Origin of the sequence: Bacillus sp. AFS055030 (genome assembly GCF_002574545.1) — a bacterium.
Lineage (GTDB): Bacteria > Bacillota > Bacilli > Bacillales > Bacillaceae_G > Gottfriedia.
The window spans coordinates 1-16,626 of sequence record NZ_NUGT01000030.1; the positions used below are offsets into that span (position 1 = coordinate 1).

Here is a 16,626-nt window from a genome sequence, read left to right on the forward strand (position 1 = left end):
ACTTAGGTTGACATTTATAGTCAGGATAGCTATCAAAATCGAATTTTTATGCCCATTTTTATTGATGGTCGTTTGCAGGAACATATTCAACTCGTGTGGGAACAAATTAACATAGAAAGTATTCATCAATTTCATCTTCATTTTTGAGAATAGTATTCTCTGGTACTCCTACTGACTTTGCAAAATTAATAGAAGAAACAAATCTTAGTTGAAAATTGATATTGAAGTCAAACGAGTATTGCTGCAATTCCCCGAGATTATGATATTTATTCAAAAGCTCATCTAGTTTTACTTGGTATTCTTTGCCCAATTTATCAACAAATGCATTAATTTTTTCTTGATAAAGATTAATCACTTCTATTTCGTGTTTGCTTAGGACCCTTTTTCCAAGACTTAGTGCTGTGGTTGCAACGATTGAGCCAACCAAAGCACCAACAACTGGAATTGGTATAACTGCTTGTCCAATAGCAGCACCAATAGCAGCACCTGTTGCATCAATGGCATTTAGTGTTACTAAATCAATAAATCCATCGCTATCAACATCACCTTTTCTATATTTGACAATAGCATTACTTAACCCAAAAGTACCTGAAGTAATTGCACCAGCACTTGGTGCAGCAAGGTGACAAACATTGGTTAATCCATATATTGCATATCCAGAAATTCCGCCTTTAATAGCACCTTTAGCTGTACTGACTCCACACTCTTTCCAATCTTCAATATCAAAATCCCATACTTCTTTTCCATCTTTATGCTTTTGATAGACAAAGATCCCTAGATTGAACCCACCTTGTACTGCTGCACCTATTCCAGCAACTTTAGATGCTTCTCTGAAACTTGGTTGTGCTTCTTGTTGGGCGCTTAATCTATCGTTATCCGCTTCCTTTTTAATATCAGATTTTTGTTGAGCGGTTTGCTTATTTATGTCATTTACTTCCCCTGATAACGTTTGGTCAATTGTTCCTTTTTGAACATCTTTATATTCAAGAACTGATGATTCCAACCATTTATCATAAGAAACGCCACGCAGAGCACTCTCATCTTCAATAGCTTTTCTAATATTATTGATTTGGGAGTTAGACAAGATATTTCCATTAAATTCTACAGATTTTGCTCCGCTCATAATTTTTTCTATGACTTCCACATGGTCTTTTGGAAAAATCATACTCATTTTATCATAATTGGATGCTTGCTTAATCTCTTCTAAGATATTGGCATAAAACTTCATTTGCACTTCTTTGCCTTTAAGTAGAATATCTGCAGGTCCATTATCATTTAATAGGACTACACTTTTCTGTAGTCCTTGATAAACATCTCTTGCATTTCTTATCCCCGTTTCAGCAAACTCTGAAATAAAACCATGTACTCCAGTATCTCCACCACGATTAATATTGATAAGATTATCGATTTCTGTTTTCGCCCATTCTAGATTTGATAATGCATTTGCTGATTTAGTAGCTAAGTCTGATAATTTATCTGTTTCACTAGTAAGAATTGATTCTAATGTATTCTTCAGATCTGTTAATCTGATATTATTTAAATAATCTACATATGAAGCAATCCCTTGTTCAACATTATTATCAATAGACTGTTCACTAAGCATCTAATTTTAGCTCCTTATTGATTAGTTGTGCCAAAGTTAAGGTTGAATTCACAAGCAATCCAGCTTGTAGTTTTTCATCTTTGGAGAATTGACTATAATCACTTCCAATCAAAGCTTTCTCTGCCTTAGATACTCCAGTAATTTGAGTGTTGGTAGTTTCCACCAATGCCTTGACTTCTGAGTTCATATTGTTAAATTTTCTAATTATTTTCTCGAGATTTTCTCTCTCAGCAATTAGCTTATTCGCAGTTTTTTTGTTTTTATGACTGGCAAACAAGCCTGAACCAACCGAACCTGCAAGCATAACACCAGCAATTGTCCAACCTACTGGTCCTGCTAGAGCGAGCAATGCACTACCTGCACTCATTCCACCACCACCAGCTGCTAATGCACCACCACCAAGCCATGCTAATGCAGCATTTGTCGCAGCGGCTCCTGATAAAGTAGAGATAGCAGTACCTGTTGATGCAACACCAAAAGTAGTGGCAATGCCCATTGCTGCTGTTGGACCCATTGTCGCTACAGCAACTCCAAGAGCGCTTAAAGTTGCACCCGCTCCAGAACCTCCAGCAGCTGCTTTTGCTTCAACTTCTGCCTTTTTAATTTCTTGCTGTTTTGTCTTAAAATTTTCCACTTCAATTTCAATGTTTTTAAGTGTTACTTTGAATTCCTTTGGAGTGTTTGATAATTTATTAATTCGTTCTTCTATTAATTTAACAAGTTTTATAGCTTTTTCACGCTCTTTATAAAGAACATTCGTATTTTCACCTAAATCATTGGCGACTTTTTCATAACGTTCAACCGCTGCATTATAATTGTCGATTGCATTTTTTCTTAACTTTGCATTGAACATGTGATTACCTTCCCTCATAGTTTATTACTGTAATAGAGTTTTTATCTTCTTACTTGAGTCAAACTTAAGAACCTTATCTATACACCAAAATGTAGTTGCCCCTTTTATCAGCACAAAATCATTCTCCTCAAGATATTCTTTCAATAAGCTAAACTGTTTACCTACTGGCACAGTCCCAGAAAGTATTTCAATAATGTGGAGTTGTGATTTAGCAATACTTTCTTTAGCGGTGAAGACTATATAATCAACAGCATTTATTTTTATGATTTTCAACACTGTTTAAACCCACTCATTGCCTGTCTTTATCTCATCACCATATGGTGAAATAAATGCCTAATGCCTGCTCAAACTTGACACCGAGCAGATCAGCGATAGATTTCAACTCATCCAATGTTACCGCAAATGTTCATTAGAACACATACATGAAACACCGCTTTCTTCAACAACGGTAAGAACTGCCATTGCAACAGCTCCTAAAATAATGCACCCGTTAGTGAAAAATATATATCTCTTATACTACTTCATTCATTTCATGATTATTAGTGTATAATCTGTTCAATACTTGTTATTTCTATTGTATTATTCATAGGATCTATAATAGGAAAACTCCAATACCCTTTCCATTTGTGCTCATTATAATATTTTGATCTGTTTACTTAATATGGTATGGACAACTTCATTGAAATCTTGTCTATCACATTCTAGAGACCAACCTATCCTTGGTTCTGTTCCACCTTTCCACCCTGGTTGAATGGAAAACCTGTTTGATAGTGGGTTAGTTTTCTTCATTGTAATCAATACTTAATATTGATCACCAATCTTATAAGCAATCGAATCTTTACAATCCCATATGAGGTTTAACTGAAGTATATCTAAGTAAAACCCCTTCATTTTCTCCAAATCGTTACAAAATAAATATGTAAATCCCCATCGATTTACTATATTAATACCCCCTCTTAAAAATTTGCTTCTTCGACTATACTGACCGTTACTTTAAGTGAAACTTTTCAAATCTAAGGTATCTTTATATAAAAATCATACCAGAAAATAGAAGCTTTTTGTTCTGAATTTACATAATTATGGATATCATTGCTGCGCAGTATGAGTCTACTGTACATTATTAACTGCCTATTAAATTATTTAATGGTTTCACTGAAAACAATCTAAGGTATTCTCTTGTGTAAAAAATGTGTAAAATCATTTCAAAATCTACCTTTTCACTTGTTTTCTTCAAAAACAAAAAACACCCACAAACATTGATACATCAACATTTGCGAGTGTTCTATCGTTTCTTAATTTAACCCGTTTTTACCTAAAGATACCGGTGGTCGGGATCGAATTGGCGGTCAAAACATTGATTTAATAAGGTTTTGTAAATTCATGAATAAAATTTGTGCAAATGAGAACGTATATTCCCTTTTAATCTTAACATTTACAATGCCAATTTGATTTTAAAAGTAGAAATCAGAATAGAAAGGCAGACACATATTATGCCGTATAAAAGAGGAGAGATAGGTACATTTCATTTAGGTAGAAACGGGTCGGGTCTAAAAATTATTAGCACAATGTTAGACATAAGTAAGATTCGGAAGTTTATGACCACGTTAACATTGATTTAGTAAGGCATGATCTATTTTTTTATTTCAATTATCACTTTAGAGATAAAGCTAACTACTACGTTGTAGAAAAGGAAGCAATAATTATTAATGATTTTTTAGAAGTTATTCCTAAAGAGACAGAACAGGGCATTTGCACATCTGAAAAGGCAAAAAATAAAAAGCAGTATCGGAAAATCCACTAAAAACTATCAAGTCCTATTGATGAGAACAAATGAGAGTAGATCCTTCAACCTACTAAAATTGGAACTTGGACCCGAGTTTCAAGCTAAAGTAGAGAATGATAGAGAAACGGAACTTTTATATAAACTACTAGACTGTTCTTCTATTTATTAACCTAGCAAATCGTAATATAGGAATTTCTAAGAGGGAAATGCTTTCTATATAGTAATAGAGTCCCCACTGAATAAAGAAATTGAATATGCCAAAAAGGAAAATGCAAGTCTTTAGTGTCACTAGGCTTAGATGAAACTTAGCCCTTGCATCTGTTCAATGTCGTACGTTATTTAACTGGAAAATATCTTTTAAATAAGCATTCACTCTCTCAACTGATGATTTATAAAGTTCCACTTTTTCGTGCCTCTCCCTGAAGCTACGTATTTTTTTATGTAGGTTCCTCTCTAATTTTATAAACCTTTTGACAAATGAAATCCTGTGCTAAAGGACAATTGTCATATTCTTTAGGTCTCTTGTATTCTAGATATTTATTACCTAAAATTGTGTACAAAAACACAACTTTGAGTACAAATATAGCTTCTGTGTATCTGTATTGTAATGCTAGTAATCTATTGGAATCGCTTCCATTTCAATCTATACTCAAACTGCAAACTAAATAAGGAGGAAGTTAAAATGAAAGAATTTTTGCAAAAATTAGGAAAGTCGCTAATGATGCCTATTTCGGTTATTGCAGCCGCAGGTATCTTCTTAGGTCTCTCTGCTGTATTACAGAATCCAAATATTGTTGGGCAATCGTTTGTTGAAATGACAACAGTACAACAAGTTCTAGGGTTTATTCGTACATTAATCGGTACTTTATTTGGTAATTTGCCTATTTTATTTGCGATTTCAGTTGCGATCGGTATGGCTAAAGACGAAAAGGCAACCGCTGCATTTAGTACGGTTATTGGTTTTCTTCTTTTCCATGTAACGCTTAGCTATATGTTAGGTTTAGACGGTATTACAGCTGCAACAACAAATGTTGATTATTTAACAAAAGAAGTTGGAATGTCTACTCTTGAAGCAACAAAGATTTTTGCTACTTATGATACGGTACTAGGGATTTTCAGTTTCCGAATGAGTGTTTTTGGTGGTATTCTTGTTGGTTTATTTGTTTCGATGTTACACAATCGTTTTTATCAAATCGAATTACCTACAGCAATTAGTTTCTTTGGCGGACGTCGCTTTATTCCAATCATTACAGTTGTATTAGTTCCTTTCTTAGCTCTTGCAATGTTCTTTGCTTGGCCCTTCTTAAATAAAGGGATCGTTGGAATCGGTGAATTTATCACTGGTGCTGGTGCTTTCGGTCCATTTCTTTTCGGATTCTTAGAACGCTTATTGGTTCCGACTGGATTACATCACATTTTAAACCAGCTTACTCGTTTCACTCCAGTAGGCGGAGTTGCTATGGTGGATGGACAACAGGTTTCTGGTGCCCTTAATATCTTCAATGCTGTTTTAGCACAAGCAACACCTGATATTGAAACGATGAAAGAAGCAACTCGTTTTCTAGCTCAAGGTAAGATTCCGTTCATGACATTTGGTTTACCAGCTGCATGTTTAGCTATGTACAGAGCAGCTAAACCACAACATAAAAAACGTGTTGCAGCATTATTATCTGCCGCAGCATTAGCAAGTTTCACAACTGGTATCACTGAGCCAATCGAATTCGCATTCTTATTTGTATCACCAATCTTATTTGTATTCCATGCTTTCATGGCCGGCTTATCATTCATGCTTGCAGATCTCTTCAACATCGGAATTGGTAATGTACAAGGTGGGGTAATTGACCTTACTGTTTTTGGGATACTTCAAGGATTGAAAACGAATTGGTGGATTACTGTTATGATCGGTACTTGCTATTCATTTGTGTATTACTTCGTATTTAAATGGGTGATCAACCGCTTTAACGTGAAAACACCTGGTCGTGAAGATGAGAATGAAGCAGAGGGCAGTGATGTTGTCATTAACGATGAAGCAACAATCGGTGATGCAATTGTTTCTGCACTTGGCGGTAAAGAAAACATTAAAGAAGTTGAGAATTGCTTTACTCGTTTACGTCTTGTTCTTTACTCAGTTGATCGAATTGATGAAGCGGCCATTAAAGCAACTGGCGCAGCTGGCATCGTAAGAATTAACGATACCAACCTACAGGTTATTTATGGCCCTAAAGTTGAAAGGATTGCATTAGAAGTAAAAAGAAGCTGTTCAATAGTGGCGTAAAAAGCAACTTAAATCCTGTTTCTTATCAATGTAATGCACATATAGAAATGTAAACGTTTCATACAAAAAATATAATAAATAATATAAAATCCAAAGGAGTCGGTTCTTTATGAAAAAAAATAATATCGTATTAGTTGGCGGAGGCTCTACTTGGACACCAGGAATTTTAAAGGCTCTAACAACTCATTTAGATCAATTTGCTCTTAATCAAGTAGTTCTTTACGATGTTAATGCAGAACGTCAGGAAGTAATAGGACAATTCGGAGAGATCTTATTCAGTGAAGAAGCACCTGAAGTAAACTTTATTTATACAACAGAAAAAGATGTTGCTTATAAAGATGTTGATTTTGTTTTCTGTCAAATGCGTACTGGTGGTTATGCAATGCGTGAGAAGGACGAGAAAATTCCTCTTAGCTTTGGTGTTGTTGGTCAAGAAACATGCGGACCTGGTGGTTTTGCTTATGGTATGCGTTCAATTCGCGATATGATTGAAATGGTACAAGATGTGCGTAAATATAGCCCTGATGCGTGGATTTTAAACTACACGAACCCAGCGGCTATTGTAGCACTAGCACTGGACAAGGTTTTCCCGGATGATAAGAGAATTTTAAACATCTGTGATCAACCAGTTAACTTATTACGTTCTTACGGCCGTTTAATTAACCATGAATATAATAAATTTGAGCCAACATACTTTGGACTTAACCACTTTGGCTGGTTTACTCATATTTATGATGAGAATGGTCATGATCTTGCACCTAAAATCAAAGAAACGATTTTAAATGGCGGCTTCCGTCCTGTTGATGCTGAACAACGCGACCAGTCTTGGTTAGATACTTATGCAATGGTAGAAAATATGCTGATTGATTTCCCAGAATATTTACCTAACACTTATTTACAGTACTATTTATATCCAGAATATAAAGCTTCTAAATTAGATCCGAACTTTACTCGTGCTAATGAGGTTATGGTTGGACGCGAAAAGAACGTCTTTGCTGAATGCCGCAGTATCATCGAAAAAGGAACAGCAAAAGATTCACATGTTGTTCATAACGATGCTCATGGAGATATGATTGTTGAAGTTGCTTCCTCAATTACAAACAACTTGCGACAAACATATATCGTGATTGTTCCAAACAATGGGATTGTTGCAAACCTACCAGATGATGTAATGATTGAAGTTGCTGCTTCACTTGGAATTAATGGTCCAGCACCATATTCTGTAGGCCATGTTGATACATTCTATAAAGGTTTAATCGAAGGTCAACATGCTTTTGAAAAATTAACAGTTGAAGCGTACCTTGAAGGTTCTTATACAAAAGCACTTCAAGCTTTAACGTTAAATAGAACAGTTGTTGACGCTAAGAAAGCTCGTAAAATTCTTGATGCTCTTATTGAAGCGAACAAAGATTATTGGCCAGAATTAAAAAAACCAGAAATGAAAAAACAAACAATTTTAGTTTAAATTCAATAAATTAAGGGGCTATTAAATGATAGTTCCTTAATTTTGTTTAAGGAGTAGATGTATATGAATATTATTGTTGCAATCGATTCTTTTAAAGGGTCAATTACAAGTCTTGAAGCAACTGAAGTTATAAAAAATGCACTTCCACAACATAACATTATTGGCATTCCTGTAGCAGATGGAGGTGAAGGAACCGTCACTGCTTTTGTTCAAGCATTAAAAGGTGAAATGATCACAGAAACTGTTCCTGGTCCTAAAGGTCAACCTATACAAGCTTCCTATGGATGGATCGATTCAGATCAAACAGCCATTATTGAAGTGGCTCAAGCCTCAGGAATTACTTTAATTGAATCCAGTGACCTTAACCCATATTGTAACTCTTCATTTGGTACAGGTGCACAAATAGTAAGTGCCTTAAATCGTGGAGCCAAGAAAATCATTATTGGGCTTGGGGGAAGTGCTACAATTGATTGTGGAAAAGGAATAATGGAAGCCCTCGGTGTCAAATTTTTAAATAAATACGGTCATACAGTTCCAACGTTTCCACATTCTATTGATCAAGTTACAGAAATAGATACTAGCAAACTTGATCCACGCTTGGCTAACGTTGAATTTATCATCGCATCTGATGTAACGAATCCATTACTCGGAAAAAATGGTGCTACTTTCATTTTTGGTGCTCAAAAAGGGCTTCATACCTCCCAAATGAATGACTATGATGAGATGATTAAACGTTTTGCCGATACCATCAATCAATCATTAGCAACAAACTATATCGATCATCCTGGGGCAGGTGCCGCTGGCGGCATTGGTTTTATGCTTTATTCATTTTTAGGAGCTACTTATCAAAGTGGAATTGAACTACTTATGAAAGAATGCGATTTAGAAGCATCAATTGAAAAAGCCAATCTACTAATAACTGGTGAAGGACGATTCGATTCACAATCTCTTGCAGGAAAATTACCAATTGGCGTTAGCTTAATCGCAAAAAAACACAACGTTCCAACCATTGTGTTTGCTGGGAGTATTGAGGATGGTTTAACTGAATTAACCGACTATGGTATTATTGCAACCATACCAATTGTATCTAGTGTTATGACACTTGAGGATGCTATGACTAACGCTTCTTCTTTGTTACACCTTGCAGTTAAACGTACTTTTAATCTAATTGATAACTTGTCTACAAGAGATACTTCTGCACATACTCAGTAAAAATATAATTTGTTAAATACGTAAAACTAAGTCTCTCAGATACATCTACCCCATCAATATATAATTCAGATGTCATACCATAAAATTGATAATCTGTTAATTTGGATAGTGGATTACTTGAGAAACCAGTAATACTAACTGTCGTTGCACCAGCTGCTTTTGCAATTGTTGTAGCATGTAGTGCCGTATCTGTTGAACCACTAACACTAATGGCAAATACTAAATCATCTGACGTAAGCATTTTAGCATTATGTTTCATCACATGTGGATCAATAAAAGTATGTGTATTTTTACCAACAATTCGGAGTCTTTGATGTAAGTCTTCCGCAGCTATACGTGATAACCCTACAGAAAAAAATAAAATTTGGTTAGCACTATGAATCTTTTCAAGTACGATATTCAATACATCTTGATTAATCAATTGCTTAGTTTTAATAATTTGTTCATCTAAAGCTGTCATCTCCATCAGTGCTTTTTGTTGTGATGATGTTAAATACAAAGACTCTCTAAATTCCAAAAAACCAGAAAATCCAAGTTTTTTGCATAAACGAATAATAGAATTAGGTGCGGTAAAATTAGCTTCAGCAATTTGCCGTACTGTCATTTGTTTTAAATCCGCTTTATGTTCAAATAAATAACTAAGCAATTCTTCTTCATTTGAATTAAGTGTTGAACGGTTTTGTTTTATCAAATCAAAAAAATTCATGTCTTCTCCTTACTTTCTACTTATTTTCCCTTTTGCTCCACCACGGATTTTAATTCTATTTTCCTATCTAACTATATTGTAATAAAAAATACTTAAAAACAGTAGTAAATCTGAATTACTACTGTTATTTTTAATTCAAAGTAGCAGTAAACATACAAAACACCGTTTATATATCTACAAACGGTGTAAAAATAATTTCTGATTTAATTAAATGTAATAAAACTTGTGTCGGGTCAAAGTTTGAATGCCTTAGTAAAATGAATTTCATTTGTTTTAAAACAAAATCGATTTGACCTGATTTACGCTCACATTTATTCCTACTTGCTGATCATTTACAGAAACTTCTTCATGCTCTTTTTCATTTAAATTAACAATGTATACCTGCCCAATTTCATCATTAAATTCCAAAAAAGCATACTCCTCATTTTCCGCTGAATTATAAAAACGTACAACAAATTTATCTTCTTTCTCAGCCTTCTTCAACGTACTTAAAACAACATTTCCGGAACGCTCTTTAAAAAAGCTAAACTCTAAAGGTGTCCTCACACCAGACTCATTCAACTTCATAGCATCAAAAGGAATCTTATTATAACTAACAATCGGCGTTAAATACTCCTTAGCAATCCTCGCAACATCCTCTTCCTTATTATATGTCGCAATCGCAAACTCCAGCGACAAATTCCCAATCATCTGCGAATCCGGAGTAGCCAACTTAATCCCAGACGGTCGCCCTGGTCTACGAATCAACTCCTCTTTCCCAAGAAAACCAACACTTCTAAACAAAGTAATCGCGATTGTATCAAACTTCTCACCAACAATCTCATACTCTCTCGTACTATTTGTTAAAACACTAACACCATATTCATCGTTCGATAAACCAACATAACTCAACATAGGATAAATTGAATCTGGGCGTTCATCCCAATTTTCTTCCTCCCAATCATGAATTGCTGAATCAACAACGTCTCGTTTTATTGAACCAAATTGGTTATCCGATACTGAAAAAGCTGAAACAAGTCCTGTTGGAATTAACACTCTTAATCGATGATCCTTCGCTTGATTATTCAATTCAAATGTTATATCAAGTCTCGGTTTATGATTTGGAACATTCACTACAATATGAACATCAACAGTACTATCAACAATTTGTTCCTTCCGTTTTTCTAAGTTTGAGGGAACAGCTAACGTATATTTAATATCAATCATTACCCCGAACCGGTTTTGCTGAATTTTAGTTTCGGCTTGAACAGAATCACTATAAATTAACTCTTCATTTAAAAGTGGAGAGTAGTCATATTCATCACCATCATCCCCACCATTTTCCAAACGGAGAACATTATTAAAGCTTTTTTTAAATTGCTTATCAAAAATATTCAAAGTTCCATTTGAATTAACAGTAATCTCGTAATAATCTGTTTCAACTTTGCTTGTAGAATAAGTAATCTTTTTAATAATTTCATCACTTTCTTGTATAAAATACGTCTTATAACCCATCGATGGAATCGTATCTTTTAACTGGATTGTATAGTCAATAAAAGGATCATAGTTTCCATAATGAACAATTTGTCGATCGATTAAGCCCGGATCAGTGACTTTGCTTTCGATAATCTCAAAATCTATTTCATTCGATTCATGATCAACAAGTTTAAATGATTTTAACTTTGTCAGAACGCTTGTCGTCACAACTTCAGTTCGCTCATAAGGAAGTAAGTTAAAAAGTGTAATGCGATCATGTTCATTAGAAGGATCCATTGAATCAACAATTTTTCGTTTATAAAAATTGATTAGTTGATCCACTTTTTCTTCTGCCAAATAAAACCGGCTAAGAATTTCTCTGTGTACTTTATCCGAACAGCAACAGCCAATACTATCATGCGCATGATTTTTCATCATTTCTTTCCATATTAATTCAATCAAGCCGTGATGATACTCAAAACCCAATCGATAGGCGATTGATGCAAGTGGTTCTAAAATATTGGTGATTTTATTTTCAATTCTCGTATTCGCTGCTTTAATATCCATTCTAGTCGAGTAAATACTACGATGAACACGCATGTACTTTCCATCTAAAAATTCACCTTTCAATATTTCAAGGTCTTTTTGTGCTTCTAGATTCTCAAAAATTTTTTCATATTTACTTAAGAAAAATTCACGTTCTGGATATAGTTTTTGTAGCTTTTCGATGATGGTAAATATATTTTTTTGAATAGGCATTTGATCATGTCCGTTTGGTAAGATAATATGATCAGTTGTTGCACCTCGATCAAGTACAGTAATATACTTATCTATTCTTTTTTGCAGTGCTTTCTCATTTTCAGGTAAATACTTTCCGATGGCATACCCTAAAGGAAATAATTGAACTAATACCTTTGAACCATCGTCTGTTTCCCAATAAAATTCTGTTTTGTCTGTACCATGACGTTCAGATGTCCCTCTCCAGAAGATTGAGTACTTAATATCAAATCCGTTTAAAATCATTGGCATTTGAGCTGATTGTCCGAATGAGTCTGGGAGATAACCGATTTTCATCGGTACTCCAAATTCTTCGCAGTCCTTCATCCCGTATAATAAATTACGAACGATTGATTCACCTCCGACGATCATTTCATCTGTTTGGGTATACCATGGTCCAATGATTAATCGACCTTCTTGAACTAGCTTTTTTACTCGCTCTTTATTTTCTGGTTTTACTGCGAAGTAATCTTCTAAAATCGCAGTTTGTCCATCTAGTACATAGTATGGATAGTCATGGTTTGTTTCTAACATTTTCATAATTTCTTCCATATTATTCACTAATAGAATTCTAGATTCTTCCGTTGTAAAATACCATTCTCTGTCCCAATGCATATGTGGGACGATATGAACTTTTTTCATTTTGGTTTTTCACCCCTTACGCAACACTTTGTTGTGATGCCTTTACTTTTATTTCTTTAATGATTTTCTGTTTTCTTGTCATAATTAATAAAATTGTAGAGATAACTGCACCCACTAATGCTGCACCAATCCATATACTTGCAGCTAATAGAGCTGGTTTTCCTTGAAGTAATGCTAATGAGAAAATCCCAGCACCTGGAACATTTAATCCAATATTAAAATAAGCAACAATCGCTCCTGTTACTGCTGAACCAGCGATTAATGAAGGAATCACTCGAAGTGGATCATTAATCATAAATGGTATCGCACCTTCTGTTATTCCGGCTAAGCCAAGTAACCATGTTTGTTTACCAACTTCTTTTTCTTGTTCGGAAAATAGATGTTTTCCTATGATTGTTGCTCCAGTGACGGAGAATGCAGAGACCATTTTGACCGATGCAAATGCTGCGTAAGGTACAATATTTCCGCTCGCCATTGCGCCAATACAGAAAGTGTATGCAGCTTTGTTTACAGGCCCACCAAGGTCAAATGAAACCATCGCTCCTAAAATTGCTCCCAAAATTATCGCGTTTGTCCCACTCATGCCATTTAGCCATTCAATTAGTCCTTCGTTTAAGAAAGCTAAAGGCTTACCAATAACAAATAGCATAATTGAACCAACCACTAGTGTTCCGACTACAGGATAAAACCAGAAACTAACAAATCCTGCGAAAGTCCCTTTTGGCTTGACCTTTACTTTTAAATACTTTAAGAAATAACCTGCTAGTAATCCTCCTAGCATACCTCCTAAAAATCCACTGCCGATTAAATTCGCTGCGACCCCTGCTGCAAACCCTGGCCCTAATGCTGGTTTATCAGCAATCGAGTATGCCATATAAGCTGCTAAAAGTGGAATCATGATTTGTCCTAATAAAGTACCACCTAATTGACGTAATAACCATAACCATGATCCTTCCGCTGCATATACATCTTGAAGTCCAAAAGCTTGCGCAATAAAGACAGCCGCCGCTAACGTCATACCTCCCGCTACAATAATAGGGATGATGTGAGAAATTCCTGTTAAAAGAGAATCCTTGATTTCTGTTTTAAATGATTTGTTTTCTACTTCATGATGTTGTTCTTCTCTTTCGCCCATTTCTAATTTAGGTACACTTCCCACTTTTTGGAGTGCTTGTTCTAAAATTCCTTTTGCATTTCGAATTGGTGCAGCTACAGATGTTTTAACTTTTGGAAGATGTTTGAATCGCTCTTCATCTTTTACCGCAACATCCACCGCAAATACAATCGCATCTGCCTTTCTGATCAAATCAAACGTATGTCGGTCTTCAACTCCATTGGCACCTTGTTTTTCAACAAATACATTTATGCCTAAATCATTCCCCGCTTTCACGAGTGCTTCCGCTGCCATATAGGTATGTGCAATGCCAGCTGGACAAGCTGTAATAGCTAATATTGTTTTATCGCCTTTTGGAGAGACTTTCAGATTAGTAGGTTGTAATGGTGCATCAAGAAGATTAAATAGTTCTTTAGTTGTTCTTGCATGTAGTAGATTATGTTTATATTCTTCGTCTGATAATCTCGTAACTAATTCTGCTAATAAAGTAAGATGTGTAGTGCCTTCCTCTTCTTTTGGAATAGCAAATAAAATGACTAATTCAACTTGATTATTTGGATCAATACTTTCCCAATTACTCATTGGTTTCTCAAGTGTAACAACCGCGAACGAAGATTCTTTTACAGATGAGGATTTACCATGTGGAATGGCTAGACCACCTTCAAAACCAGTTGGAGATAAAGCTTCCCTTTCCATCACTGCATGAAAAAACTCTTCTTCAGAATGAATTTTTCCTTCTGCCGCTAACTCTTTAACTAAATAACTTATGATCTCTTCTTTCGATGAAAATGACTTTTTTGTACTGATTAAAGCTTCTGATGTTAACTTTTTTAACTGCATCTTTGTAACCCCTTTCATTTTTTAGTGGACTACTTTGACTTCATCATAGCAAAAAAAAAATAAGAAGCCGGAAACTTCTTATTTTTACACAGTATTTTCATATTTTTATATATTATGTGTGTATTTATACACATCTACGTAGTTAAAAAATGTAGTCGTAAAGGAAAATGCCATGAATTGATCACGGCATTTTTAGCATAAATTTAGTCCTTTCTTAACAATTGATTAATTGTAAAAGTAAGCATCTCTCTTAACTCATCGAATGCATTATTTACATCTAACCGTTCCGTCCATTTATGTGCATCTTTACCTACAGGACCTAAGTTAAGCACAGGAATATTCAACTTCTCTAAATCATCTAAAGGAACACTATATCCTTTTTCCCAAAGTGGCATATTTGAAATAAGGCTTCCTAGTTCTGAAGCTGGTTTTTCTAGTCCTACATAACTTAAGTCTGATAAACCGGCAAAATAATTTTGTTTTTTAAGAACTAGATTATACTCATCTTTTGCATATTCAATAACCTGATCAACTACTGTTCGAATACGAGGATGATTTCGAGAACATACAGCTGGGTAATATGGTGGTGCAAAGAAAAGAACAATCATTGGAGATAGCTCTTTACAAAGAATGCTAAGCTCATCAACTAATTGAATCGATACGTCTCGATCATCTTTTTTCCCTCTATTACTCACAATATGTTGCTGGATTTGATCCACTTTTTCTTTACCATAGGTTTTGATTGCATAATTTAGTAATTCGTCAAAATTGAATACATTTACATTAACTTTCTTTGCTGTAGAATTTTCTAATGTAGAAAAATGAGTTGCTCTTGTTTCATAGCCTTGCTCAATTTTTCGTGCAACTTTTTGAGCACTCGTTTGTAGCTTTTTCGTAATCGCATCCATTGATTGTTCCATTATAAATAGGTTAAACAACGTGACTGCGCGATGTGGGATTTGTACATTATATTCTTTTTTCAAGTCTTTTTGAATGAGATTTGTAGGAGGAGGTGTGACCTCACCTTCAATGACTTCACAATAGTCTGTGTTTAATTCTAATTCACATGTTAGTTGAGAGGCCATATAATTCCCATTTAATCCAGAAAAAGGTTCACCAACATGGGTTTCCTTCCCGTAGCATAGGAAACCTGCTAAAACCTTGCCGATTGAGCCAGAATAAATATATGAATTTTCATCTCCTGGATATCTAGCAAACATAGGCTCCGAATTTAAACATGCTCTGTATTCAAGATCGTGTTTTTCTGCCATTTCTAGAAGTATTGGTGCAGCATTTCGCATTCCAACAGAGTTCACTTCTTCATCACAAACGGTTACTAGAAGTAAATTGCCATCAAATGCTCCAGAACATGCTTCTTCAATTAATGACATATGTAAGGTTAGACCACATTTCATATCCATTGTTCCTCTACCAAACAGCCATTCACCATTTTGCAAATCCTTTTGAACTTCTTCAGACATTTTTTCTTTATTATTATAAAATAATTCTGTTAATTTTTTAGGGTTAAAAGCAAATTCTTTCCAACTACCATAATCTTCTACATCGACTACATCAAAATGACTAACAAGGACGATTGTCTTTTTTTCATTCGTCCCTTTTTTTACAAGAGCTGTTACGAATTTACGATCATCTTCTGTTGTATGGAGTTTTAAATACTCTTGATGATCTTGAAAATAAGGAAGTTGACGGAGTTTTTTTTCAACATATTCCGCAATTTCAATTTCACCACTAGAATGTGTCACACTTGGGATCTCGACAAGTTCACAAAGTAAGTCGATTAATTGATTTTTTGTCTGCCAATTGTTCTCTATCGTTTTCATTAACAAATCTCCCCATCCATTTAGAATTAACAATTTTGATAACGCGTTTGCATATACTTG

10 protein-coding genes and 1 pseudogene are annotated in these 16,626 nt (G+C 34.8%); 3 read left to right on the forward strand and 8 right to left on the reverse strand.

What is annotated here, in order from left to right; translation table 11 throughout:
* Positions 1-106: 106 nt before the first annotated feature.
* From CN925_RS12650 to CN925_RS21580, 4 genes and pseudogenes are all read right to left on the reverse strand, one after another.
* The gene (locus CN925_RS12650; protein ID WP_098846582.1) at positions 107-1,603 is read right to left on the reverse strand and encodes a hypothetical protein; all 1,497 of its coding nucleotides are present in this window, start codon (positions 1,601-1,603) and stop codon (positions 107-109) included.
* On the reverse strand, positions 1,596-2,456 hold the full coding sequence (locus CN925_RS12655) for a hypothetical protein (protein WP_098846583.1): 861 nt from the start codon (positions 2,454-2,456) through the stop codon (positions 1,596-1,598). The genes CN925_RS12650 and CN925_RS12655 overlap by 8 nt, the downstream gene beginning before the upstream one ends.
* Before the next feature lie 24 nt (positions 2,457-2,480).
* Entirely contained in the window at positions 2,481-2,732 is a 252-nt protein-coding gene (locus CN925_RS12660) for a hypothetical protein (RefSeq protein WP_098846584.1), read from the reverse strand.
* 1,832 nt (positions 2,733-4,564) lie between these two features.
* Positions 4,565-4,772 (reverse strand): annotated as a pseudogene (locus tag CN925_RS21580) (IS5/IS1182 family transposase); the annotation flags it as partial.
* A 149-nt stretch (positions 4,773-4,921) separates the two neighbouring features.
* Between CN925_RS21580 and CN925_RS12665 the strand changes: the two are divergent.
* The 3 genes from CN925_RS12665 to CN925_RS12675 all read left to right on the forward strand — a co-directional run bounded on the left by CN925_RS12665 (position 4,922) and on the right by CN925_RS12675 (position 9,191).
* Positions 4,922-6,514 carry a PTS transporter subunit EIIC gene (locus tag CN925_RS12665; protein ID WP_098846585.1) on the forward strand — a complete coding sequence of 531 codons (1,593 nt, stop codon included), beginning with the start codon at positions 4,922-4,924 and terminating at the stop codon, positions 6,512-6,514.
* 109 nt (positions 6,515-6,623) lie between these two features.
* Complete coding sequence (locus CN925_RS12670) at positions 6,624-7,979, forward strand: 6-phospho-alpha-glucosidase (protein ID WP_098846586.1); 1,356 nt, start codon at positions 6,624-6,626, stop codon at positions 7,977-7,979.
* Positions 7,980-8,042: 63 nt separating this feature from the next.
* Complete coding sequence (locus tag CN925_RS12675; protein ID WP_180232949.1) at positions 8,043-9,191, forward strand: glycerate kinase family protein; 1,149 nt, start codon at positions 8,043-8,045, stop codon at positions 9,189-9,191.
* Here CN925_RS12675 and CN925_RS12680 read toward each other — a convergent pair.
* The 4 genes from CN925_RS12680 to CN925_RS12695 form a co-directional block, all read right to left on the reverse strand.
* Positions 9,160-9,897, reverse strand: coding sequence for a MurR/RpiR family transcriptional regulator (locus CN925_RS12680; RefSeq protein ID WP_098846588.1), 738 nt, complete (start codon positions 9,895-9,897; stop codon positions 9,160-9,162). The two genes, CN925_RS12675 and CN925_RS12680, sit on opposite strands and share 32 nt — an antisense overlap.
* A 273-nt stretch (positions 9,898-10,170) precedes the next feature.
* The gene (gene mngB / locus CN925_RS12685; protein ID WP_098846589.1) at positions 10,171-12,771 is read right to left on the reverse strand and encodes a mannosylglycerate hydrolase; all 2,601 of its coding nucleotides are present in this window, start codon (positions 12,769-12,771) and stop codon (positions 10,171-10,173) included.
* 16 nt (positions 12,772-12,787) lie between these two features.
* Positions 12,788-14,725, reverse strand: coding sequence for a PTS 2-O-a-mannosyl-D-glycerate transporter subunit IIABC (mngA, locus tag CN925_RS12690; protein ID WP_098846590.1), 1,938 nt, complete (start codon positions 14,723-14,725; stop codon positions 12,788-12,790).
* Between the two features lie 203 nt (positions 14,726-14,928).
* On the reverse strand, positions 14,929-16,566 hold the full coding sequence (locus tag CN925_RS12695) for a M20/M25/M40 family metallo-hydrolase (protein WP_098846591.1): 1,638 nt from the start codon (positions 16,564-16,566) through the stop codon (positions 14,929-14,931).
* Between the last annotated feature and the right edge of the window lie 60 nt (positions 16,567-16,626).